Source organism: Bradyrhizobium sp. 179 (assembly GCF_023073535.1).
Taxonomy (GTDB): Bacteria; Pseudomonadota; Alphaproteobacteria; order Rhizobiales; family Xanthobacteraceae; genus Bradyrhizobium.
Genome location: NZ_JADPJR010000055.1, coordinates 19,138 through 40,663 on the forward strand (window position 1 = coordinate 19,138; position 21,526 = coordinate 40,663).

The 21,526-nt window shown below is 64.6% G+C and carries 22 protein-coding genes; 10 read left to right on the plus strand and 12 right to left on the minus strand.

Translation table 11 applies throughout. The annotated features are described in order from the left end of the window. Positions 1 to 6: 6 nt before the first annotated feature. The 6 genes from IVB12_RS13435 to IVB12_RS13460 all read right to left on the minus strand — a co-directional run bounded on the left by IVB12_RS13435 (position 7) and on the right by IVB12_RS13460 (position 3,680). Positions 7 to 303 carry an antibiotic biosynthesis monooxygenase family protein gene (locus IVB12_RS13435; RefSeq protein ID WP_247277107.1) on the minus strand — a complete coding sequence of 99 codons (297 nt, stop codon included), beginning with the start codon at positions 301 to 303 and terminating at the stop codon, positions 7 to 9. 101 nt (positions 304 to 404) lie between these two features. Next, positions 405 to 641 carry a hypothetical protein gene (locus IVB12_RS13440; protein ID WP_247299541.1) on the minus strand — a complete coding sequence of 79 codons (237 nt, stop codon included), beginning with the start codon at positions 639 to 641 and terminating at the stop codon, positions 405 to 407. Between the two features lie 59 nt (positions 642 to 700). Next, the gene (locus tag IVB12_RS13445) at positions 701 to 1,921 is read right to left on the minus strand and encodes a GGDEF domain-containing protein (RefSeq protein WP_247299543.1); all 1,221 of its coding nucleotides are present in this window, start codon (positions 1,919 to 1,921) and stop codon (positions 701 to 703) included. Positions 1,922 to 2,150: 229 nt separating this feature from the next. After that, positions 2,151 to 2,630, minus strand: coding sequence for a 30S ribosomal protein S9 (gene rpsI / locus IVB12_RS13450; RefSeq protein ID WP_247299545.1), 480 nt, complete (start codon positions 2,628 to 2,630; stop codon positions 2,151 to 2,153). Between the two features lies 1 nt (position 2,631). Then, a complete protein-coding gene (gene rplM, locus IVB12_RS13455) occupies positions 2,632 to 3,096 on the minus strand; it encodes a 50S ribosomal protein L13 (RefSeq protein WP_011087726.1) in 465 nt (154 codons plus the stop codon). A 155-nt stretch (positions 3,097 to 3,251) separates the two neighbouring features. Then, the gene (locus IVB12_RS13460) at positions 3,252 to 3,680 is read right to left on the minus strand and encodes a PaaI family thioesterase (RefSeq protein WP_247277103.1); all 429 of its coding nucleotides are present in this window, start codon (positions 3,678 to 3,680) and stop codon (positions 3,252 to 3,254) included. Between the two features lie 86 nt (positions 3,681 to 3,766). Here IVB12_RS13460 and IVB12_RS13465 point away from each other — a divergent pair, with 86 nt between their 5' ends. The 4 genes from IVB12_RS13465 to IVB12_RS13480 all read left to right on the plus strand — a co-directional run bounded on the left by IVB12_RS13465 (position 3,767) and on the right by IVB12_RS13480 (position 7,112). Next, entirely contained in the window at positions 3,767 to 4,591 is an 825-nt protein-coding gene (locus IVB12_RS13465) for an enoyl-CoA hydratase (protein WP_247299553.1), read from the plus strand. 19 nt (positions 4,592 to 4,610) lie between these two features. Continuing rightward, positions 4,611 to 5,195 carry a CoA-binding protein gene (locus IVB12_RS13470; RefSeq protein WP_247299555.1) on the plus strand — a complete coding sequence of 195 codons (585 nt, stop codon included), beginning with the start codon at positions 4,611 to 4,613 and terminating at the stop codon, positions 5,193 to 5,195. 137 nt (positions 5,196 to 5,332) lie between these two features. Then, a complete protein-coding gene (locus IVB12_RS13475; RefSeq protein WP_247277100.1) occupies positions 5,333 to 6,613 on the plus strand; it encodes an O-acetylhomoserine aminocarboxypropyltransferase in 1,281 nt (426 codons plus the stop codon). Between the two features lie 154 nt (positions 6,614 to 6,767). Next, entirely contained in the window at positions 6,768 to 7,112 is a 345-nt protein-coding gene (locus IVB12_RS13480; RefSeq protein WP_247299556.1) for a hypothetical protein, read from the plus strand. Here IVB12_RS13480 and IVB12_RS13485 read toward each other — a convergent pair whose 3' ends face one another. Then, positions 7,113 to 8,195 (minus strand): COX15/CtaA family protein, encoded by a 1,083-nt coding sequence (locus IVB12_RS13485; protein ID WP_247299559.1) that lies wholly within the window; start codon positions 8,193 to 8,195, stop codon positions 7,113 to 7,115. 109 nt (positions 8,196 to 8,304) lie between these two features. Between IVB12_RS13485 and IVB12_RS13490 the strand changes: the two genes are divergently transcribed. Further along, positions 8,305 to 8,526 carry a DUF2842 domain-containing protein gene (locus IVB12_RS13490; RefSeq protein WP_247299561.1) on the plus strand — a complete coding sequence of 74 codons (222 nt, stop codon included), beginning with the start codon at positions 8,305 to 8,307 and terminating at the stop codon, positions 8,524 to 8,526. A 5-nt stretch (positions 8,527 to 8,531) separates the two neighbouring features. On the opposite strand, the gene IVB12_RS13495 is transcribed toward IVB12_RS13490, so the two are convergent. After that, the gene (locus tag IVB12_RS13495; protein WP_247299563.1) at positions 8,532 to 9,575 is read right to left on the minus strand and encodes a polysaccharide deacetylase family protein; all 1,044 of its coding nucleotides are present in this window, start codon (positions 9,573 to 9,575) and stop codon (positions 8,532 to 8,534) included. A 129-nt stretch (positions 9,576 to 9,704) separates the two neighbouring features. On the opposite strand from IVB12_RS13495, the gene IVB12_RS13500 reads away from it, so the two are divergent. After that, positions 9,705 to 10,886 (plus strand): GNAT family N-acetyltransferase, encoded by a 1,182-nt coding sequence (locus tag IVB12_RS13500; protein WP_247299565.1) that lies wholly within the window; start codon positions 9,705 to 9,707, stop codon positions 10,884 to 10,886. A gap of 79 nt (positions 10,887 to 10,965) precedes the next feature. Here IVB12_RS13500 and IVB12_RS13505 read toward each other — a convergent pair whose 3' ends face one another. After that, positions 10,966 to 13,212, minus strand: coding sequence for an exopolysaccharide transport family protein (locus IVB12_RS13505; protein WP_247299567.1), 2,247 nt, complete (start codon positions 13,210 to 13,212; stop codon positions 10,966 to 10,968). A gap of 202 nt (positions 13,213 to 13,414) precedes the next feature. Here IVB12_RS13505 and IVB12_RS13510 point away from each other — a divergent pair, with 202 nt between their 5' ends. The 3 genes from IVB12_RS13510 (at position 13,415) to IVB12_RS13520 (ending at position 17,630) form a co-directional block, all read left to right on the plus strand. After that, positions 13,415 to 14,548 carry a glycosyltransferase family 4 protein gene (locus IVB12_RS13510; RefSeq protein WP_247299569.1) on the plus strand — a complete coding sequence of 378 codons (1,134 nt, stop codon included), beginning with the start codon at positions 13,415 to 13,417 and terminating at the stop codon, positions 14,546 to 14,548. Between the two features lie 118 nt (positions 14,549 to 14,666). Beyond that, a complete protein-coding gene (locus IVB12_RS13515) occupies positions 14,667 to 16,217 on the plus strand; it encodes an undecaprenyl-phosphate glucose phosphotransferase (RefSeq protein WP_247299571.1) in 1,551 nt (516 codons plus the stop codon). 156 nt (positions 16,218 to 16,373) lie between these two features. Then, complete coding sequence (locus IVB12_RS13520; protein WP_247299573.1) at positions 16,374 to 17,630, plus strand: O-antigen ligase family protein; 1,257 nt, start codon at positions 16,374 to 16,376, stop codon at positions 17,628 to 17,630. Here the strand turns inward: IVB12_RS13520 and IVB12_RS13525 are convergent. After that, the gene (locus IVB12_RS13525; protein ID WP_247299692.1) at positions 17,599 to 18,075 is read right to left on the minus strand and encodes a MarR family transcriptional regulator; all 477 of its coding nucleotides are present in this window, start codon (positions 18,073 to 18,075) and stop codon (positions 17,599 to 17,601) included. The two genes, IVB12_RS13520 and IVB12_RS13525, sit on opposite strands and share 32 nt — an antisense overlap. A gap of 147 nt (positions 18,076 to 18,222) precedes the next feature. Here IVB12_RS13525 and IVB12_RS13530 point away from each other — a divergent pair, with 147 nt between their 5' ends. Further along, the gene (locus tag IVB12_RS13530) at positions 18,223 to 19,419 is read left to right on the plus strand and encodes an FAD-dependent monooxygenase (protein ID WP_247299575.1); all 1,197 of its coding nucleotides are present in this window, start codon (positions 18,223 to 18,225) and stop codon (positions 19,417 to 19,419) included. A 134-nt stretch (positions 19,420 to 19,553) separates the two neighbouring features. On the opposite strand, the gene IVB12_RS13535 is transcribed toward IVB12_RS13530, so the two are convergent. Beyond that, positions 19,554 to 20,732 (minus strand): saccharopine dehydrogenase NADP-binding domain-containing protein, encoded by a 1,179-nt coding sequence (locus IVB12_RS13535; RefSeq protein WP_247299577.1) that lies wholly within the window; start codon positions 20,730 to 20,732, stop codon positions 19,554 to 19,556. A gap of 9 nt (positions 20,733 to 20,741) precedes the next feature. Next, on the minus strand, positions 20,742 to 21,524 hold the full coding sequence (locus tag IVB12_RS13540; RefSeq protein ID WP_247299579.1) for a DUF169 domain-containing protein: 783 nt from the start codon (positions 21,522 to 21,524) through the stop codon (positions 20,742 to 20,744). Positions 21,525 to 21,526: the final 2 nt, after the last annotated feature.

A 21,526-nucleotide genomic window follows, 5' to 3' on the forward strand; every position in this document is an offset into this window, starting at 1 on the left:
TGCTCGTCAGGTCGTCAGCACGATCTCGGTGTGCTCGACTTCGGGGGGTGAAGCAAAATACTGCCCGACGAGGCCGCGCCATTCGGTGAAGTTTTCGGAACCGCGAAAATCGACGGTGTGGTTTTCCAGGCTCGCCCACTTCACCATCAGCCGATAGCGCTGCGGCTTCTCGATCGACTTGTGCAGTTCGAAGCCGTGAAAGCCCTTGGAGCGGCCGAAGGCGGCCTTTGCCTTCGCGACAGCCGCCTCAAAATCCTTTTCGCTGCCCGGCTTGACATCGATCTGCGCGATCTCGGTGATCATCGGTTTCCACTCATTTTTGTTCGATGGGCGTGTCTACCGCAGCCGTCGCAAAAGAAAAAGGCTCCGAAACGGCGCTTGGCCGGCTGGAAAACGCAAACCTCTCAGGCGAGCAGCAGCACGGTGCCCACCACGATGAACGCGCAACCGACGAACAGCACGAAGGGCCAGTAGCTGCGGCCTTGGCCGTATCGTCCTTGAGAACGACGCTCCGTGATCAGCGCGCGCTCGTATTCGTCCGCGGTCGAGAACAGACAGGCGAAGCCACCGCGCGCCGAGGCAGCTTGGGCTTCGAGTGACATCAGGGCGGCCTGCGGGGTCTGTCGACGGATCGATTCCATGACCATGATGGTAGGGATCGAATGGTAAACAGAGGATTACCGCAAGGTCGCCTGCCGTCTCAGGCGGTGGCCGGACGTACCTGCGCGGCGCCGGTCCGCGCCGCGCTCTGGCGGCGCCAATTCTCCAGCGACAGCGGCAGCTCCTCCGCCGCCTCGACGCGGTTTCGGCCGCCGCGCTTGGCCTGGTACAGCGCGGTGTCGGCCGAGGCCAGCAGCACCTCGAGCTCGGTGCCGGCCGGACCGCCGGCGACGCCGATGCTGACGGTGGTATCGACCGGACCTTCATCGACCACGACGCCGGAGGTCTCGAACGCTTCGCGCACGCGCTCGGCGACCAGCACCCCCTCTTCCAGCGAACACGGCAGCAGGGCTGCGAACTCCTCGCCGCCGATGCGGCCCGAGAGGTCGGAGATGCGCAGGTTGTTGACGACGACGGTCGAGAAAAGTTTCAGCATCTCGTCGCCGGCGGGATGGCCGAACCGGTCGTTGATCGACTTGAAGTGGTCGATATCAAAGATCATCACGGTCACCGGCCGCCCGGCCTTGGCCTCGCGCTCGATCACGCGCGAGCAGGCTTCGGAGAAGCCGCGCCGGTTGAGCATGCCGGTCAAGGGATCGGTGGACGCCGCGGTCCGGTGCGCGGTCACCGTGCGCTCGGACACCAGCATGAAGATCACGAACACGGTGCCGACGGCATAGAGCACGAGTTCGACCGCGAACACGGTGACCCAGATGCTCGACGAGAAGGTCGCATCGTGGGGGCGCAGGAAGCTGCCGATGAGGATCGGCAGCATCAAGACGCAGCCATGCATCATCGGCACCGCGAAGGCCGGCCGGCGCCGTTGCAGGCTCTTGCGCCGCTCGGTCCAGAGTTCGCTCGCGGTCAGGGCCGCATAGACCGAGACGATGCCGGCGCCGATGATCATGCGCAGCATGGACGGCTCGGCGCCGAGCAGCGTCACCGCGGCGATCCAGGCGAGCGCGCCAAGCACGAGGCCGGGCCAGTTGGGCTTGCGGCCATGAAAGACTCGCGCGGCGTTCCACACCATGCCGCAGGCCGCGAATCCGATCGCGTTCAGCGCGAGGTAAAGATGCGGGCCCAGCTTTTCGCCGGCCGCAGTCCACAGCGCGACGGAGGCGGCACCGAGCAGATAGGCGGTGCCCCACCATTTCAGCGCGGGGCTGTTCTCTTGCCTGCCGAAAAACACCATCATGGCGCCGAGCAGAGCGGCAACCATGGTGGCGACCAAATAGAGCGTGATGCTATCGAGCGACATCATGTCGGCCCCCTCTAGAATATAGCAGTTACGCGATCGGCACCGCCGATTTGCGCGCCCTTCCGAATGCGACGCTATGTCCCGCGGGTTCCATTCAGGTTTTCACGCGGACCCAAGTTTTCGGGAAACACGCCATCAATTTGCGTACAAACGAACAACAAAAAGGGCGCTGAAATCAGCGCCCTTTTGCATCTCATTGAAGCCGCTTTCGCGGCGAATGCGGCCGAAGTGATTAACGCTTCGAGAACTGGAAGGACCGGCGGGCCTTGGCCTTGCCGTACTTCTTGCGCTCGACCACGCGGGAGTCCCGGGTGAGGAAGCCGCCCTTCTTGAGCACGCCGCGCAGCTCCGGCTCGAAGTAGGTGAGCGCCTTGGAGATGCCGTGACGGACGGCGCCGGCCTGGCCGGACAGGCCGCCGCCGGCGACGGTGCAGATCACGTCATACTGGCCGGCGCGCGCTGCCGCGACGAACGGCTGCTGGATCATCATACGCAGCACGGGACGGGCGAAATAGACCTCGACCTCACGCGCGTTGACCATGACCTTGCCGGCGCCCGGCTTGATCCAGACGCGGGCGACTGCGTCCTTGCGCTTGCCGGTAGCATAGGCGCGGTTGAACTTGTCGACCTTCTTCTCGTGCTTGGGCGCCTCGGGCGCGGCCGCCGTCTTGAGCTGCGAGAGCTGGTCGAGCGACTGGATGGATTCGGCCATGTTATGCGGCCCTCGTGTTCTTGCGGTTCAACTTGGCGATGTCGATCTTCTCGGGCTGCTGCGCCTCGTGCGGATGATCGGCACCGCCGTAGACGCGGAGATTGCCCATCTGCACGCGGCCGAGCGGACCACGCGGGATCATGCGCTCGACGGCCTTCTCGAGCACACGCTCGGGATGCTTGCCCTCGAGGATCTGGCGCGCGGTGCGCTCCTTGACGTGGCCGACGTAGCCGGTGTGCTTGTAGTAGGTCTTCTGCTCGCGCTTGCGGCCGGTGAGGACCGCATGCTGCGCGTTGATGATGATGACGTTGTCGCCGCAATCGACGTGCGGGGTGTAGGTCGGGAGGTGCTTGCCGCGGAGCCGCATGGCGACAATGGTGGCGAGACGGCCGACGACCAGACCCTTGGCGTCGATCAGCACCCACTTCTTCGTCACCTCGGCCGGCTTTGCCGAAAAGGTTTTCATGTCAGAATTTCCGTGAGGGAGACATCGGCGCGAACACCGCACCAGACTGGGCGGTTTCTAGAGAAGAGCGGCGCAGCGGTCAATGCCCAAAGCGCGAAATTACACTAACAATATCAATGGCTTAAAATTATGGTAGTAAGATACCTGCAAAAACCTCAAACATTTGGAATGGAATAGGTGGAGGTGACATGCGCGATTGGGTCGGGCGAGGTTCCGGACAGCAGATTTACCTCGCCGACCGCAAGGCGCTTGCCGAGCTTGAGCAGCCGCGCCTCCGCCAGCACGTCCTGCCCCGGCTGGCCCTTGCGCAGGAAGTTGATGTTGAGATTGGTGGTGACCGCGAGCCCGATCGGCCCGATCGCCGATAGCAGCACCACGTACATGGCGAAATCAGCCAGCGCCATCAGCGTCGGGCCGGACACGGTTCCGCCCGGCCGCAGCATCCTTTCGCTGTAGCGCTGGCGCAAAAGGCAGGTTTGGCCATCGGCGCTTTCGATCGTAACGTCATCGCCGCTGAAGGCCTGGGGAAACTCGTCGCGCAGAAACTGCTCGAGCTCTGCCACGCTCATTTTCGCTAACGCCATGCTGTTCCCCACCCTCGCTTCATGTCCCCTGGTACATTAAGTTATCTGCGTCATCCAAATGCAATAATCTAACCGGAAACGCTTCGATGTCCGCCCAGGTCGCCCGCGCCCCTTCCCCGCAACCGCCGATCCTGCTGCGCGAAATCGTCGGCAGCATTGCCATCCTCACGCTGAACCGGCCCGAGGCCCGCAACAGCCTCTCTGAGGCGATGATCGGGCACCTGCACGCGAGCGTGAATGCGATCGCCGAGGACAAGCGTATCCGCGGAGCCGTCATCGCGGCCAACGGACCGGCATTCTGCGCGGGCCACGATTTGAAGGAACTGAGCGGTCGCCGCGCCGATCCTGATCGCGGCCGCGCCTATTTTGCGCAGATCATGACCGCCTGCAGCGCCATGATGCAGGCGATCGTGCGCCTGCCCAAACCGGTCGTCGCCGCGGTCCAGGGCGTTGCCACCGCGGCCGGCTGCCAGCTGGTTGCAAGCTGCGATCTCGCGATCGCCTCGGACGCTGCGAGTTTCGCCACGCCCGGCGTCGATATCGGCCTGTTCTGCTCGACCCCGATGGTGGCGCTGTCGCGCAACGTTCCACGCAAGCAGGCGATGGAGATGCTGCTGACGGGCGAGCCGATCTCGGCCACGCGCGCCCGCGAGATCGGCCTTATCAATCGCGTCGTCCCCGCCGGCACTGAGCGCGATGCCGCGATTGCGCTCGCAAATCAGGTCGCGCTGAAATCTGCCTACACCGTCAAGCTCGGCAAGGAGGCGTTCTATCGCCAAGCCGAGATGAGCCTTGCCGACGCCTATCGCTATGCGGCAGAGGTGATGACCGAGAACATGATGGCGCGCGACGCCGAGGAAGGCATTGGCGCCTTCATCGAGAAGCGTACGCCGACGTGGCGGGATGAATGATAACAAGAAAAGATAAGAGATGAACCACGACGCCTACCCCGACAATTACATCCGCGGCATCCTCAACAGCGTGAAGTCGATCGCGATGGTCGGCGCCTCGCCCGTCAACGTGCGGCCGAGTTATTTTGCGTTCAAATATCTGGCGCAGCGCGGCTATGACATGATCCCGGTCAATCCCGGCCATGTCGGCAAGGAGCTGCTCGGAAACCCCTTCGTGGCCTCGCTCGTAGACATCGGCCGTCCCGTCGACATGATCGACATTTTTCGCAACTCGAGCCACATCATGCCTGTCGTCGAAGAGGCGCTCACGCTCGATCCGCTGCCGAAGGTGATCTGGATGCAGCTTGGCGCGCGCGACGACGCGGCGGCGGCGAAGGCAGAGTCCGTCGGCATCAAGGTGGTGATGAACCGCTGTCCCAAGATCGAATACGGGCGCCTGTCGTCCGAGATCTCCTGGATGGGCGTCAATTCACGCACGCTCAGTTCCAAGCGCGCTCCGGCACCGACGCAAGGCATGCGGCTATCCCTCAATCGGATGAGTGTCGGCGGTGGCGACACCGCGGCATCCGATCGCGCCGCCAAAAACAAGACCGAGCAGAGCTGACGCGATCGCGAAGGATTCATTTCGCGATCGCGACAATGCGTAGCACGATCGTTCCGATGTGAAGCAGCAGCTTGACGGCGGACGCCGCGCCGATCAGCATGCCGCGCGATTTCAGATCAAGAGAACAGGACGCCTCAATGAGCGATCGCCTTCCGGGATTTTCCACGCTCGCCGTGCATGCCGGTGCACAGCCCGACCCCACCACCGGTGCGCGCGCAACTCCGATTTATCAAACGACGTCTTTCGTGTTCAACGACGCCGACCACGCCGCCTCGCTGTTCGGTCTGCAGGCGTTCGGCAACATCTATACCCGCATCGGCAATCCCACCAACGCGGTGCTGGAAGAACGTGTCGCGGCGCTCGAAGGCGGCACGGCCGCGCTTGCGGTGGCTTCGGGCCATGCCGCGCAAGTCGTGGTGCTGCAGCAATTGCTCCAGCCCGGCGACGAATTCATCGCGGCGCGAAAGCTCTATGGCGGCTCGATCAATCAGTTCACGCATGCGTTCAAGAGCTTTGGCTGGAACGTGGTGTGGGCCGACCCCGACGACATCGCAAGCTTCGAGCGCGCGGTGACGCCCCGCACGAAGGCGATCTTCATCGAGTCGATCGCTAATCCCGCCGGCGGCATCACCGATATCGAAGCGATCTCGACGGTGGCGCGCAAAGCCGGCGTGCCGCTGATCGTCGACAACACGCTGGCCTCGCCCTATCTGATCCGCCCTATCGACCATGGCGCCGACATCGTCGTGCACTCGCTGACGAAATTCCTGGGCGGCCATGGCAATTCGCTGGGCGGTATCATCGTCGATGCCGGCACCTTCGACTGGTCCACCGGCGGCAAATATCCGATGCTGTCGGAGCCACGGCCCGAATATCATGGCATCCGCCTCCAGGAGACCTTTGGCAATTTTGCCTTCGCGATCGCCTGCCGCGTGCTGGGCTTGCGCGACCTTGGGCCGGCGCTCTCGCCGTTCAACGCCTTCATGATCCTGACCGGCATCGAGACGCTGCCGCTGCGCATGCAGAAGCACTGCGACAATGCCAAGGCGGTCGCCGAATTCCTCGTCGGCCACCCGGCAGTGGCTTCAGTCAGTTATGCCGGCCTTCCGAGCGACAAGTACAATCAGCTCGCGCGCAAATATGCACCGAAGGGCGCGGGCGCCGTGTTCACCTTCAGCCTCAAGGGCGGCTATGACGCCGGCGTCAGCCTGGTGTCGAAATTGCAGCTGTTTTCGCATCTGGCCAATGTCGGCGACACCCGCTCGCTGGTGATCCACCCGGCTTCGACCACGCACAGCCAGCTCGACGATGCCGCCAAGATCAAGTCCGGCGCCGGCCCCGACGTGGTGCGGCTTTCGATCGGCATCGAGGATAAGGAAGATCTGATTGCGGATTTGGAACAGGCGCTGGGCGCGTAAGGCTTTGGCGTCATTCCGGGGGCACAGCGCTGAACCCGAGATTCCGGGTTCGGTGCTTCGCCCCGCCCCGGAATGGCTGATGTCAGTTAACACTCGTTAACCATAGCTGCCGCATACATCGTCACTGGATCGCCCCTTTGATTCGGAGCCGACGATGCTGCGCTGGATGGTGCCTGCCCTTGCGGCGATGCTGACGGTTTCAACCGCGCTGGCTGCCGATCTGCCGGCCACACCGAAGCGGCGCGCAGCTGTTCCGCCGCAGGAAGCACCAACAGTCTATGTCGCGACCGATCCCGACGCGCTGATCTCGCCGGCCTATGGCATCGGCAGTTACATCCGCAACCTGCCCGGCACGCCGCTGCTGCCCGGCTCGCACACGCTGCCGGGCTATTACGGTCGCCCCTGGGATTACGATTATCAGGGCCCGTATTACGGCGGAAAGCAGGTCGACTATTTCTGGCGACTGCCCTACGCGTGCGGCATCTATGGCTATTGCTGATCAGCTCGCCTGACCGAGCGGAACACCGCGCGGCCGCGCCTCGATCGACTGCCGCGAAGCCAGTCGCTCCGTCTGCACCACCGCGAGTATCAACACCACGATCGCGACCGCCTGGTGCGCAAGCGCCAGTCCAATCGGAACCTGGTTGAGCAGCGTCAGGATGCCGAGCACCGCCTGCACGCTTACCGCAGCCAACAACCACAGCGCGCCGCTTGCCGCCGCACCTGTGCGCGAACGCACGGCGTCAAGTGCGTGCAGCGTCGCTAGCATGAACAACGCGTACGCCGTCATGCGGTGCTCGAACTGCACCGTCAGAACGTTGTCGAACAGGTTGCGCCACCACGGCGTTTCGAACCACAGCCGTTCCGCCGAGGGAATGAACGCGCCGTCGATCTGCGGCCAGGTGTTGTAGGCGCGGCCGGCGCGCAGGCCCGCGACCAGCGCGCCGAAATAGATCTGCACCAAGGTCACGACGAGGAGCAGCGCGCTCGTGAACCGCAGGCGCGCAGGTGCTGCGATCTGCGGCCGCTCCTTGAGCCGCCGCACCGTCCAGACGATACCGGCGAAGATCAGAAGCGCGAGCACCAGATGCGTCGCCAGCCGATATTGCGACACCTCGATGCGTTCCGTCAGGCCCGAGGCCACCATCCACCAGCCGACCGCGCCCTGAAGCCCGCCAAGCGCAAACAGCAGCCATAACCGCCGCTTCAGCTCCCCCGACAGACCGCCGCGCCATAGGAAGAACAGGAACGGCAGCAGATAGGCGATGCCAATGAAACGGCCGAGCAACCGGTGGCTCCACTCCCACCAGAAGATCTCCTTGAACTCGGACAGGCTCATGCCTGCATTGAGCTCGCGATATTGCGGGATCTTCTTGTAGGCCTCGAACGCCTCGGTCCACTGCGCTTCGGTGAGCGGCGGCACGCTGCCGGTGACCGGCTTCCATTCGACGATCGAGAGGCCGGATTCCGTCAACCGCGTCGCGCCACCGACCAGCACCATCAGCGCGATCAGCGCGGCCACGGCGATCAGCCACACGCGCACGGCGCGATGCGGCTCGGACGGGGCGGAAATCGTCGTCATTGGGAGCAAAAACCAGGACTTGAACCAAGGAGGCTTGAACCGGACTGCGCGCCCCTTATAGTCCCCCGCTCCCGCAGCGCAAGTTACGCGAAAGCAGCAAGCTCCCGCCATGACGATCCGCACCCGCAAGTTCCTCGGCGCCATCCTGCTCCTGATGCTGGCCACGGTCTGGGCCTTGCTCGGCATGGCGCTGGCGCAGATGCCGTGGATCGCCGAGTCCGGCTGGCGCCAGGCGATCTACTACGTGGTCGTTGGCATGGGCTGGGTGCTGCCGGCGATGCCGATCGTGAGCTGGATGCAGCGTCCCGATCGCGCCAAGTCCAGTTCGTAGCGCTTCTAGTTCGCGGCACTGCCGGTCGGTTTCACCGGCGCAAAGGCAACGCCCGACACCAGCACGCGCATCATGCGTAGCGATCGCACCCGGCCGTCCCACGAGATCCGCGGCAGCGCGCGCAGATTGGTGCGTCCCTCTGCATCCACGATGCCCGGGATCGTCGACACGGCACTGGCAAAGCCGGCCTCCTCTGCCATCACAACGTGGCTGCGCCCAAACGACGAGCGATCGCCGAACGGAAAGGCGAAATGCCTGATCTCGCGGCGGAAGGCCGCTTCTGCGACCGCCTTGCCCATGGTCATCTCGCGGAGCGCGGCCGCATCCTTCATGTTGGCGAGAACGGGATAGTTGACGGTCGCGCTGCCCATCGTGACGAGCGGATCGGCGGCGAGCTTCGTCAGATCTTCCCAATCCATCGACGCCTCGCGCGAGATCGCGGCGAGGTCAATCCGGTAGCGCGCGCAGAGATCGGCGATCGCCGCCGACAGATCCGCCGGCGGCAGCGAACGCAACCAGCTCTCGAGATACGAAAACAGCGCCTGCTTCTCGGCATTGTCCGTGACGGTGAAGCGCTGCTCCGTCTCGCCCATCATCAGGCTGATGCGGCTCTCGCGCGCGATCATCCGTTCGAGCCCGAGCCACCAGGCTTCGCCGACGCCGTCGGGAAAGGCGGTAGGGACATAGATCGTGCAAGGCACAGCGTGCCGCGCCAGCACCGGATAGGCGAAGTTGATGAAATCCTTGTTGGCGCCATCGAAGGTCAGCGCCACGAAGCGCCGCTTCTCCGGCAGCGTCACCGCCCGGCGGCAGACCTCGTCCATGCCAAGGAAATCGTACTTCCACTGCTTCAGCGCGCGAATGGCGCGGTCGAGGAATTGCGGCGTGATCTCGTGCGCGCCCAGCGGCTGAAAGCCGCCGCGCCGCCGCGGCCGCACATGCGCAAAGCGCAGGATGGTGCCGGCACCACGACTGCGCAGCGCAGCCTGGCCGCTGAACCAGGCCAGCTCAAGCCGAAGACGCTCCAGCCATCTGTCGTCGGATGCCAAGGTCCCACCTTCGCGCGCGCCGGCGCCTGCTCCCTCTCCTATTGTCATTACCCTTTGTTGACGTTTCTTTGCAAAGGTCGGCCACCGGCCGAAATACGTATATTTTCGATTTCTCGACAGGTTTCGCGAATGACCATGGCTGCGGCGATGCAAGGCCGGACGGCAGAAGCGCCAGCGCGGTCGAAAGCGAGCCGCATCGGCCAGGTCGATATCGTCACTGATCTCGGCGGGGCCGAGGCGGCCTGGCGCGCCTTCGAGGAGAGCGGCCACCTCTTCACGCCGTATCAGCGGTTTGACCTGCTCGGTCCCTGGCAGCAGCTGGTCGGCGAACGCGAGGGCGCGCGCCCGTTCGTCGTGATCGCCCGCGACATCGAGCACCGGCCGCTCGTGCTGCTGCCGCTGTCGCTGCACCAAGCCCACGGCGTACGCACGGCCTGCTTCATGGGCGGGAAGCATACCACCTTCAACATGGGCTTGTGGAACGCTGAATTCGCGGCACAGGTCGTTCTCGCCGATCTCGATGCGCTGCTTGCGCCGCTGCGCGAGCATGTCGACGTCCTCTCGCTGACGCAGCAGCCTAAGCGCTGGCACGATCAGCAGAACCCGTTTGCGCTGCTGCCGCGGCAGAGCTCGGTCAACGGCTGCCCGTTGCTGGCGATGGAACCGGGCGGTCCGCCCGCATCGCGGATCAGCAATTCCTTCCGTCGTCGTCTCAAGAGCAAGGAGAAGAAGCTCCAGGCCCTCGCTGGCTACCGCTACCACCTTGCGACCACGGATGCGGACATCGTGCGCCTGCTCGACTGGTTCTTTCGCGTCAAGCCGGCGCGGATGGCGGAGCAGAAGCTGCCGAACGTCTTCGCCGAACCGGGCGTCGAACAGTTCATCCGCAGCGCCTGCCTCGCCCGGCAAGGAGAAGGACGCGTGATCGACGTCCACGCGCTCGAATGCGACGAGGAAGTGATCGCGATCTTTGCCGGCGTCGCCGACGGCCAGCGCCTCTCGATGATGTTCAACACCTACACGATGTCCGAGAATGCCCGCTACAGTCCCGGTCTGATCCTGATGCGCTACATCATCGACCGCTGCGCCGAGCGCGGCTACCGCTCGCTCGACCTCGGCATCGGCTCGGACGACTACAAGCGGATGTTCTGCAAGGACGACGAAGACATTTTCGACAGCTTTGTGCCGTTGACCTCACGCGGCAGGCTCGCGGCGGTGGCGATGTCCTCGTTGAACCGCGGCAAGCGGCTGGTGAAGCAGAACCAGATGCTGCTCGACCTGGCGCGCAGTCTGCGTCAGGCGTTCGGGTAACGCCGGCGCCCTCGTCTCTCCATTTGCGGGGGGAGGTAAGAGCAGCACTGATCGATAGACTACGGGGAAGCGCCCTCGCCTACGCCGCCACCACGCGCGGCGCGTCCATCGCATCGGACGGCTGCACCGGTCTGCTCAGCATCGTCACGTCGCTGAAGCCGACGGCGCTCAGCTGCTCGCACATCAGCGTGCGCGCATCCTGTGCCATCGATGCATCCGGCACCACGACGGCGCGGGCATCGACCGTCAGCAACTCGGCCGGCAGGTCGGAGGCACTGCCGGCATCCAGCAGCACGTGGTCGTATGCTCGGAGCAGCGCATCGATCGCGAGCGCCACCCGCGGTGATTGCAGCAGGCTGCGATCGAAGCCAGGACGGCCGGCCATGACCAGATGCAGCCGCGACAGCTTGTCCCGGGTGATGACCTGCGCGAAAGACGCTTCGCCCTGCATCAGCTCGGCAAGGCCGGGCGTGGAGGCATCGACGGCCACCGCGGCAATGGTCGGCGAGGATGCGGCGAGATCGACCACGACAACGCGTGCGTCACGCGCGAGATGTCGGGCGAGGGTCAGGGCCGAAAGCGTAATCGAGTCGCCGGCCGCGGTGCCGAGCACCGTGATCTTCTTCGCCGCTGCGCCCGCGGCGCGCAGGCTCTTGGCCAGCTGCTCGATCTCGGCGAATTCGGTGATGTCGGCCTCAGGCGCCATCGCCGGCTGAAGCGGCCCGGGCTCGTCGACGACGGGATCGACCCTCGGCTCGACCACCGGCTCCGCTGCCGCTTCTTGGCGCAGCGTCACCCGCGACGGTAGGACCGCAGCCACAGCCCGCGGCGCAGTCTGGCGCAGCAGCTCACCGGTGACGACGACGCCGGACGACAGCAGCAGCGTCGCAATCGTCGCGATCAGCACGATCGGCAGCTTCTTCGGGTAGGCCGGGGTATTCGAGACGATGGCGCGCGAAATGATGCGGCCGTCCGTCGGGGCGGTATCGATGGTCTCGCGGGTGTTGGCCTCGCGATATTTGGCGAGATAGGTTTCCAGCAGGTCGCGCTGCGCCTTGGCCTCGCGCTCGAGCGCGCGGAGCTGCACGTCCTGGCCGTTGGTGGATGCCGCCTGCTTCTTGAGCTGCTCGAGGCTCGCCGTCAGACCGTCGACCCGGCCGCTGGCGATTCGAGCGTCGCTTTCGAGCGAACGCGAAATCTTGGCCGCTTCGTCGCGGATCTGATTGTCGAGGTCGCCAAGCTGCGCCTTCAACTCCTTGATCCGGGGATGATTGCCGAGCAGCGTGGACGACTGCTCGGCGAGCTGCGCACGCAGCGTCACCCGCTGCTCCGACAGCCGCCGCATCAGTTCGGAGTTCACCACCTCCGATGCCTCGATCGGCTTGCCGCTCTGGAGCATTTCGCGGATCAGCCGCGCCTTGGATTCTGCGTCGGCCTTGATTGAGCGCGCGTTGTTGAGCTGGGTATTGATCTCGCCCATCTGCTGGTTCGATAGCGTGGTGTTGTTGGTGCCGACGAACAGGCTCGACTTGGAGCGGAAGTCCTCGACCCGCCCCTCCGCCTCGGAGACCTTCTTGCGCAAATTCTCGATCTCGCCGGCCAGCCACTGGCTGGCGTTCTTGGCCTGCTCCTGGCGCACACCCTGCTGGAGCACGAGATAGACGTCGGCGATAGAATTGGCGACGCGCGCGGCGAGCTCGGGATCGGCGGACTGGAATTCGACCACGATCACGCGCGACTTGTCGACGGCGTAAGCCTGGAGGCGCTCGTAATAGGCATCCAGCACGCGCTCTTCCGGCGTCATCGAGAACGGATCGCGGCCAACGCCGACCAGCGCCGCCAGCGACTTCAGCGGCGAGATGCCTTGCAGCACCGGATCGAATTCGGGCCGCTCCGCGAGCTTGTTCTTCTTGATGATCTCGCGCGCGAGATCGCGCGAGAGCACGAGCTGCACCTGGCTGGTGACGGCCTCGGCGTCGAGCGCCTGCCGCTCTTCGGTGCGATCGCTGTTCGGGCGCAGGAACACGTTCTCGCGGCCATCGATCAGGATCCGCGATTCGGACTTGTAGCGCGGTGTGACGAGATTGACGGCAACAACCGATGCAACGAGCACCAGCACGGTCGGCACGATGATCCAGCCGCGCTTGCGCGCCAATGTCGCGCCGAGCGCGTGCAGGTCGATGTCGCCGGATTCGACTTGCGCCTGCTTCGCGGCGACCGGCGCAGGCTTCGCTTCGACCTTGGGCGCGGCTTCGGATTTGGACTTTGAGACAGCCCGCTCGATTACCGCCTTGTCCTTGCCGGCACGCCAGAACGCTAAACGCATCGAACACTCCCGCAGGGGCAACGCCACAAGCTGCCTCAACGGGGCGACTACACTCCATTAAGGTTGCCGCTGGGTTAATCGCTGCGTCCGGCGACCGACGCATGCGCGCCCGTCACCGTTTGTTAACCACGACGGCCCTTAATCCGTCTCGATTATTTCACGAGAATTGTTCGGCAGTTGCCGTCGAGCGCTGGTTTTGATCATGCCCCCTGCTTCCGACCGGCCGCTTCGCATCCTGCACGCCGTGCGCGCACCCGTTGGCGGCATCTTCCGCCACATCCTCGACGTCGCCAATGGCCAGGTCGACCGCGGCCATCATGTCGGCATCCTCGCCGACAGTCTCACCGGTGGCGAGCGCGCCGACAAGGCGCTTGCCGAGCTCGCGCCGCGGCTGAAGCTCGGCGTGCATCGGCTGGCGATCCGCCGCGAACCGTCACCTGACGACGTCCTGGTGTGGCTTCGCATGCGACGCCTGATCGCGACGCTCAAGCCCGACGTCATGCACGGCCATGGCGCCAAGGCCGGCGCCTTCATCCGCATGCGGCGGCGCTCCGACGACACCATCCGCATCTACACCCCGCATGGCGGCTCGCTGCATTACCCCCTCAACACATTCAAGGGCGAGTTCTACGCGCGGCTCGAGCGCACGCTGATGGACGCGACCGACCTGTTCCTGTTCGAGAGCGCATTTGCCCGCGACACCTATCAACGCATCGTCGGCACGCCTAAGGGCGTGGTGCATTGCGTCTTCAACGGCGTCACGCCGGAGGAGTTCGAGCCCGTCGCGACCGCCGAGGATGCCACCGACCTCGCCTATGTCGGCGAGTTCAGGCACATCAAGGGCGCGGATCTGCTGGTCGATGCCGTCGCGCGCCTGCACGAGAACGGTAAGAAGGTCACGCTGACGCTCGGCGGCGACGGCGAGGAAAGCGCGGCGCTGAAGGCTCAGGTCGAGAGGCTCGGCCTCTCCAGCGCGATCCGTTTCATCGGGCACGTCAAGGCGCGGTACGGCTTCTCCAAGGGCCGGCTGCTGGTCGTCCCCTCGCGTGGCGATTCCATGCCCTATGTCGTGATCGAGGCGGGTGCTGCCGGCATTCCCATGATCGCGGCCCGCATCGGCGGCATTCCCGAGATCTTCGGGCCGGAGAGCCCCGCCCTGTTCGCGCCGAGCAATTCCGAGGCCATGGCCGAAGCGATCGCGGCCGCACTCGACGATCCGCACGGGACGGCCCAGCGCGCAACCGCCTTGCGCGCGCGCATCTCAGCGCATTTTTCGCAGCAAGCGATGGTCGACGGCGTGCTCGCCGCTTATCGGGACGCATTTGCCAATCATTAACCATTCTTAAGCCCGCTTCAGAAAATCTTCCGATTTGTTCGATAATCGAAGTGCCGGGGGATGCTTGCCCGGGTGCGCAAAGCCGTGCCGCGGGGCTTTGGAATGGACGTGGACGCCCGTGGAACCGCTCAACGCACGCTCGATGCTCGATGCCGCGACCAGCGCCGTGGCAAAGCCGGCTGACCAACCCTTTGTGGAGCGCCGCCGCCGGCTCTCGCCCGCAGCGCTCGACGTCGTCAATCAGAAGGTCGCCCGCGCCTATTCGCCCATCGTGATCGCCGGCTTCGTCCGCCTGGCTGATTTCGCGCTGCTCAGCCTCGTCGGCATTGCGCTCTACGCCGGCTATGTCATGCCGCTCGCCGGTGGGTTCAACTGGGTCTATCCTGCGCAGATTATCGCGGTGGCGGTCGCCGCCGTGGTCTGTTTCCAGGCCGCCGACATCTACCAGGTGCAGTTGTTCCGCGGGCAGCTTCGGCAGATGACGCGGATGATCTCGTCCTGGTCGTTCGTCTTCCTGCTCTTCATCGGCATCTCGTTCTTCGCCAAGTTCGGCAGCGAAGTGTCGCGGCTGTGGCTTGCCGCCTTCTACTTCCTCGGGCTCGCCGCGCTGATCGCCGAGCGTCTCATCCTGCGCTCGCTGGTACGCGGCTGGGCGCGCGAGGGCCGGCTCGACCGCCGCACCATTATCGTCGGCTCCGACAGCAACGGTGAGCAACTGGTCCAGGCGCTGAAGGCGCAGGAGGATTCCGACATCCACGTTCTCGGCGTGTTCGACGATCGCAACGACAGCCGCGCGCTCGACACCTGCGCCGGCGCGCGCAAGCTCGGCAAGGTCGACGACATCGTCGAATTCGCCCGCCGCACTCGTGTCGACCTCGTGCTGTTCGCGCTGCCGATCTCGGCGGAGACCCGCATCCTGGAGATGCTGAAGAAGCTCTGGGTGCTGCCGGTCGACATTCGCCTCTCCGCGCACACCAACAAGCTGCGCTTCCGGCCCCGCTCCTATTCCTATCTCGGCGAAGTGCCGACGCTGGACGTGTTCGAGGCGCCGATCACCGACTGGGATCTGGTGATGAAATGGCTGTTCGACCGCATCGTCGGCAGTCTCGCGCTGCTCGCCGCGCTGCCGGTAATGGGACTGGTGGCGTTGGCGGTGAAGCTCGACAGCCCCGGCCCGGTGCTGTTCCGCCAGAAACGCTTCGGCTTCAACAACGAGCGGATCGACGTCTACAAATTCCGCTCGATGTACCACCATCAGGCCGATCCGACCGCCTCGAAGGTCGTGACCAAGAACGATCCACGCGTCACCCGCGTCGGCCGCTTCATCCGCAAGAGCAGCCTCGACGAGCTGCCGCAGCTCTTCAACGTGGTCTTCTCGGGCAACCTCTCGCTGGTCGGCCCGCGTCCGCATGCGGTGCAGGGCAAGCTCCAGAGCCGCCTGTTCGACGAAGCCGTCGACGGCTATTTCGCGCGCCACCGCGTCAAGCCCGGCATCACCGGCTGGGCGCAGATCAACGGCTGGCGCGGCGAAATCGACAATGAAGAGAAGATCCAGAAGCGCGTCGAGTTCGACCTCTACTACATCGAGAATTGGTCGGTGCTGTTCGACCTCTACATTCTCCTGAAGACGCCGATCTCGCTGCTGACCAAGAACGAGAACGCGTATTGAGTTTATCTGTCATGCCCCGCGAAGGCGGGGCATCCAGTACTCCGCAGCGCCAGCCGTTGTCCGCAATAGGCGCCGCGGAGTACTGGATCGCCCGGTCAAGCCGGGCGATGACAGCGGTATTGTGGCGTACCAGTAGCGTAAGCGTATGAGCGTGCGATGGCGTATGCGGCGACAGCCGGTGAAGTAAACGTAGCCGTACGGGCTGCACCCGGCGTGCTGGCCTTCCAGCGCGCGCTGGTATGGCTGGTCGGCGCGTCGGGCGCGATCGTGTTCATCGAGCCGAGCCCCTACGAGATCGCGACGCTGCTCGCGACCGTCACCTTCTTCGCCACCGGTCTGCGGCTGAAGCTCGCGCTGATGCCGCTGGTGCTGATGCTGGTCCTGCTCAATGTCGGCTACACCATCAGCGCGATCCCGCTGCTCGATCAGCCCGAGGTGGCGAGCTGGATCGCGACCTCCTGGTATATGGCGGTGACCGTGGTGTTCTTCGCGATGGTCACCTCGGAGGATACGGCGGCCCGGCTCGACATGCTCCGCCGCGGGCTCGTGGTCGGCGCCATGGTCGCCTCGCTATTGGCGGTCGCCGGTTACTTCCACCTGATCCCTGGCGGAGACGATCTCCTCACGCTCTACGGACGTGCGCGCGGCACGTTCAAGGATCCGAACGTGCTCGGCGCCTTCCTCATCCTGCCGGCGCTGTTCTCGCTCCAGAGCGTGGTTTCGGACAAGCTCGGCAAGGCGTTCCGCAATGTCATCGGCTTCGGCCTCATGTCGCTGGCGATCCTGCTCGCCTTCTCCCGCGCCGCCTGGGGCGGCTTGGTGTTGACCTCCGCCTTCATGCTGGCGCTGATGGTGTTGACCAGCCGCACCAACGCGCAGCGGTCCCGCATCATCGCCATGGCGATCGTCGCCGCGGTGCTGGGACTGGCCTTGATCGCGGTGCTGCTGTCATTCGACTCGATTGCCGAGATGTTCAAGCAGCGCGCGAGCTTCGACCAGAGCTATGACGAGGGCCGCTTCGGCCGGTTCGGCCGCCACATCCTCGGCGCTGACCTGGCGCTCGACCTGCCGTTCGGCATCGGCCCCCTGCAGTTCCACCGCTTCTTCCCCGAGGACACCCACAATTCCTATCTCAACGCCTTCATGTCCGGCGGCTGGCTCTCTGGCGTGTGCTATCCCGCGCTGGTCTTCACCACCGTCACCATGGGCTTCCGCCACATCTTCGTCCGCGTGCCCTGGCAGCGCGCCTATCTCGCGGTGTTCTCTGCCTTCATCGGCACTGTCGGCGAAAGTTTTGTGATCGACACCGACCACTGGCGGCACTTCTGGATGATGCTGGGCGCGATGTGGGGCATGATCGCGGCCGCGCAGGTCTACAAGATCAAGGCTGACGACGAAGCTTCTTCAGCTTGAGAGCGGGACGCTTCTCCGGTGGGGTCTCGAGTAGGCCCTTGAGCGTCTCCGTGGCTGCGAGCACGGCCTTGTAACCTTCATTGGCGAAGCGCAGCAGCAGACGTAATTGCTCGTCGGAATAGCCGCCGAACACCTTCTCCATCGCCTGCTGCATCGGTACGTAGAACTGACCGATCTTCATCGCCGCGTCCGGCACGACCGCGATGAAAACTTTCCGGCGATCGGTCTCGTCGCGTTCACGGCGCACCAGCCCGGCCTTTTCGAGCCGGTCGACCACGCCGGTGATGGCGCCGGTCGTGAGCCCCGTGACCTCGGCCAGCCGGCCCGCAGTGACACGGCCTTCGAGATACAGGATGTCCATGCATTCAAGGTCGGAATTGGCAATTCCGGCAACGTTCGCAACGGTCTGGCCATAGAGCACGCCCTGCGCGGACGACCTGCGCATCGCCTCCTCGAGTTCCTGCAACAGCGCATCGCGCGCCTTCGTCCTTGACAAGATCCGCCTCATCACTTAGTCAGTATATATCTTAGCTACTAAGAGATTTAGCAGCCGTGATTTCTGCTAGCACCACGGACACGTCGGGAGCAAGCCATGTCCTACCGTCCCCGCAAAGCCCTGATCATCGGCGCCGGCATCGCCGGGCCCGTCGTCGCGATCCTGCTTCGCCGGGCCGGCATCGAGTCCGCGATCTATGAGGCCTGGCCCTATTCGAAGGGCATTGGCGGCGGCCTTCAGATCGCACCGAACGGCATGCATGTCATGGACGAGATCGGCCTTGCGAAAGAGTTGATCAGCCGCGGCTCGGTCGCGGAGGCCTTCGATTTCTATTCGCAGGACGGTGAGAGGCTCGGCTCGATCAACCGCGACATGGAGCGGCGCTTCGGCCAGCCGGCCGTCAACATCTCCCGCGCCACGCTGAACGAAATCCTGATCGACAAGGCCTGGTGTGCCTGCGTCTCACTCTACTTCGAGAAGCGCCTGATCAAAATCGAGGACCGCGGCGACCAACCGATCATCGCCTACTTCGCCGACGGCACCACCGCCGAGGGCGACTTCCTGATCGGCGCCGACGGCGTCCACTCGGTGGCGCGCCGCCAGGTGGTGCCGGACGGGCCGCAGCCGTTCAACACCGGACTGATCGGCTTCGGCGGCTTCGTGCCGCACGCGGTGCTCGACGGCAGGCCGATCGGCCGCCACGTCGAGACCACGTTCGGACAGAGTGGCTTCTTCGGCTACGGCTATTGCAGCCCCGATCCGGACGACGGCGTGATGTGGTGGAGCACGCAGCCGGCGCACGGCAGGGACGCGATGATGTTTCGCGCGCTCGACCACGCGACGCTGAAGCAGCATCTGCGCGGCTTCCATCGCGGCTGGCACGATCCGATTCCCGACATCATCGAAGCGGCCGAGAACATCGTCGTCACCGACACGCTCGACGTCGCGACCTTGCCGACCTGGTCGCGCAAGCGCTCGCTGCTAATCGGCGATGCGGCGCATGCGACCAGCCCCCATGCCGGCCAAGGCGCTTCGCTGGCGCTGGAGGATGCGATGCGGCTCGCGCGGCTGATGCAGGAGGGGCAGGAGCTCAGCGCCACCTTCCAGACCTTCGAGGCCTCGCGCCGCCCGCGCACCGAAAAGATCGTCGCCATGGCGCGCCGCAATGGCAACAGCAAGCGCGAATTTAGCGCCACCGGTGCGTGGGTTCGCAATCAGATGCTGAAGTGGCTCCTGCCACTTGGCGCCAAGGGCATGGATTTCATGTACGCCTATGACGCGCGTGCGGTGTAGCGGCAAGCTCGGTGTCATCGCCCGCGAAGCCGGGCGATCCAGTATTTCAGAGACGGTCGTGATAGAGCCGAGAGGCCGCTGCGTACTGGATGCCCCGCCTTCGCGGGGCATGACAGCGTCCTTGATGGCACCGCCTACGTCTCCACCTCGAACGTCAGCCCCGCATTGTCACGCAGCCGCTTGATCAGCTTGTGCTGCATCGCTGCACCCGGTGTCCAGAAGCCGGCCGGAACGTCAGCCGCCTCGCGCAGCAGGCAGATCGCGCATTCGGAGATCATCTTCGAGGTCGAGCCGTAGCCGGGATCGCGGTCACCGGTGACGCCGGCGCGCACCTGGCGGCCGTCCGGTGTGATCGCCACATACAGCAGATTGAAGAGACCCTTCTCGCGCTCCTCCTTCGAGGGCCCCTCGCCCGGCTTCGGTGCGTTCGGCCCGGTCTTCTCGGCATTGGCGGCCATCACGCGCTTCGCGTTGGCCTCACCCTTCTCGCCGGGACCGGTCAGAACCATCTCGTCGTAGACGAACTCCTTCCCGTAGGGAAAGCCCATCAGCATGTTAGAACGATGAACGTTACGCGTGTTGATCAGTGCCATCATGAACGGTGCAGCCCAGGATTGCAGATCCTCCTCATAGACCGCCCTGTTGCCCTTCGGCTGCTTCGGGCCGGTGAAGCCCGGCGTCAGTGCAAAATGGTCGTTGAGAATGGCGACAAGGCTGAGGTCCTTGGCAACCGCATCGAAGGTCGCTTTTGCACTCGCCGCGGTGCCGCCTGACAGCGTACCACGCATGTCGCGCACGCGGCCCTTGACGCGCGGCGCCGGCGCGCCGAACACGCGCTTGGCCTCTTCCTGCACGAAGAAAGTGCCAAGCTCGAACGGCACGGAATCATAGCCGCAGGAAAACACGATGCGCGCGCCGCTTGCCTTGGCTGCGGCCTCGTATTTGTCGATCATCTTCCGCATCCAGACCGGCTCGCCGCAGAGATCGAAATAATCCGCGCCCGCAGCGACGCAGGCCGCGAGCAGTTCCTCGCCATAGAACTGATACGGCCCGACCGTCGTGATCACTGATCTGGTCTGCGCCACCATCGCCTTCAGCGAAGCCGCATCCGATGCGTCGGCCACGATCAGTGGCGTCTCGGCGTGTGCGCCGATCGCTTCGCGCACCGATTTCAGCTTGTCGAGGCTGCGGCCGGCCAGCGCCCATGTCAGCGCCTTGTCGTCCTTGTAACGCGCCGACAGATATTCGGCGACGAGTTGGCCGGTGAAACCGGTCGCGCCGTAGACGACGATGTCGAATTTCGCAGAGCTCATAATCGGCCTTTACTTTTTCGCGTAGCTCACGCCCATGCCGGCACGGACGTCGCTTTGAATGCCATAGGGCGGAATCGGATAGCGCAGGCCATTCTTGGCCAGCGCCTTCATGCCCTCGATTGCCTTGGCGAGGTGCGCGGGCTTCAAAGCCATCAGCATCTCCTCGTCCGGCACGCCGCCATAGCGCCGTTCGGCATAGCATGGCAAGGACAGGCTGGGCTCGCCGGTCTTGAGCGCCCGCCCCCAGGAATCCGCGCAGGCGGTCTCCCCGACCACGCCCCATTCGAACTTCCTGTAGTCGGTATATTGCAGCCCGTTGATCAGGATGATCATCTGCCCGGGCGTCGCGTAAACGAGGCAAATGTCGGGCGGATCGAGCCTGCCGCTCGCCAGCGGGCTGACGGCGAGCGCCTGATATTGCCCGAACGGCACCACGTCGAGCGCTTCCTGGCGCTTGCGTGCATCTTCCGCCGTGCCGTGCCACACCCCGACGTAATTTTCGCCCGCGAGCCATTTATCATCCTGCGGCGCAAGACCGATCACGGCGCGGCATTGCGCACCCACGAGATCGTCGGCCGTGATGCCGACGGTCCATCCCAGACGCGCGGCCATGCTGACGATCTGGTCGGTGGTGTGGATCGCGTTCGGCCGCCGGATTTTTGGGATCGCCTCCATGTCCGCGGCGCGCGCGAACAGTTTCATGCCGATCACCGTCGTCTTCAGCCGGAGCAGGCTATTGAGATCGGCGACGAGTGCAGCAAGGTCGATCCTATCCGCGCTCTGCTGTTGCATGG

Bases quoted from the DNA above. Each gene is read 5' to 3' on its own strand.
- IVB12_RS13435 (WP_247277107.1), bottom strand. From the start codon at position 303: ATGATCACCGAGATCGCGCAGATCGATGTCAAGCCGGGCAGCGAAAAG.
- IVB12_RS13440 (WP_247299541.1), bottom strand. From the start codon at position 641: ATGGAATCGATCCGTCGACAGACCCCGCAGGCCGCCCTGATGTCACTC.
- IVB12_RS13445 (WP_247299543.1), bottom strand. From the start codon at position 1,921: ATGATGTCGCTCGATAGCATCACGCTCTATTTGGTCGCCACCATGGTT.
- rpsI (WP_247299545.1), bottom strand. From the start codon at position 2,630: ATGGCCGAATCCATCCAGTCGCTCGACCAGCTCTCGCAGCTCAAGACG.
- rplM (WP_011087726.1), bottom strand. From the start codon at position 3,096: ATGAAAACCTTTTCGGCAAAGCCGGCCGAGGTGACGAAGAAGTGGGTG.
- IVB12_RS13460 (WP_247277103.1), bottom strand. From the start codon at position 3,680: ATGGCGTTAGCGAAAATGAGCGTGGCAGAGCTCGAGCAGTTTCTGCGC.
- IVB12_RS13465 (WP_247299553.1), top strand. From the start codon at position 3,767: ATGTCCGCCCAGGTCGCCCGCGCCCCTTCCCCGCAACCGCCGATCCTG.
- IVB12_RS13470 (WP_247299555.1), top strand. From the start codon at position 4,611: ATGAACCACGACGCCTACCCCGACAATTACATCCGCGGCATCCTCAAC.
- IVB12_RS13475 (WP_247277100.1), top strand. From the start codon at position 5,333: ATGAGCGATCGCCTTCCGGGATTTTCCACGCTCGCCGTGCATGCCGGT.
- IVB12_RS13480 (WP_247299556.1), top strand. From the start codon at position 6,768: ATGCTGCGCTGGATGGTGCCTGCCCTTGCGGCGATGCTGACGGTTTCA.
- IVB12_RS13485 (WP_247299559.1), bottom strand. From the start codon at position 8,195: ATGACGACGATTTCCGCCCCGTCCGAGCCGCATCGCGCCGTGCGCGTG.
- IVB12_RS13490 (WP_247299561.1), top strand. From the start codon at position 8,305: ATGACGATCCGCACCCGCAAGTTCCTCGGCGCCATCCTGCTCCTGATG.
- IVB12_RS13500 (WP_247299565.1), top strand. From the start codon at position 9,705: ATGACCATGGCTGCGGCGATGCAAGGCCGGACGGCAGAAGCGCCAGCG.
- IVB12_RS13505 (WP_247299567.1), bottom strand. From the start codon at position 13,212: ATGCGTTTAGCGTTCTGGCGTGCCGGCAAGGACAAGGCGGTAATCGAG.
- IVB12_RS13510 (WP_247299569.1), top strand. From the start codon at position 13,415: ATGCCCCCTGCTTCCGACCGGCCGCTTCGCATCCTGCACGCCGTGCGC.
- IVB12_RS13520 (WP_247299573.1), top strand. From the start codon at position 16,374: ATGGCGTATGCGGCGACAGCCGGTGAAGTAAACGTAGCCGTACGGGCT.
- IVB12_RS13525 (WP_247299692.1), bottom strand. From the start codon at position 18,075: ATGCGCAGGTCGTCCGCGCAGGGCGTGCTCTATGGCCAGACCGTTGCG.
- IVB12_RS13530 (WP_247299575.1), top strand. From the start codon at position 18,223: ATGTCCTACCGTCCCCGCAAAGCCCTGATCATCGGCGCCGGCATCGCC.
- IVB12_RS13535 (WP_247299577.1), bottom strand. From the start codon at position 20,732: ATGAGCTCTGCGAAATTCGACATCGTCGTCTACGGCGCGACCGGTTTC.
- IVB12_RS13540 (WP_247299579.1), bottom strand. From the start codon at position 21,524: ATGCAACAGCAGAGCGCGGATAGGATCGACCTTGCTGCACTCGTCGCC.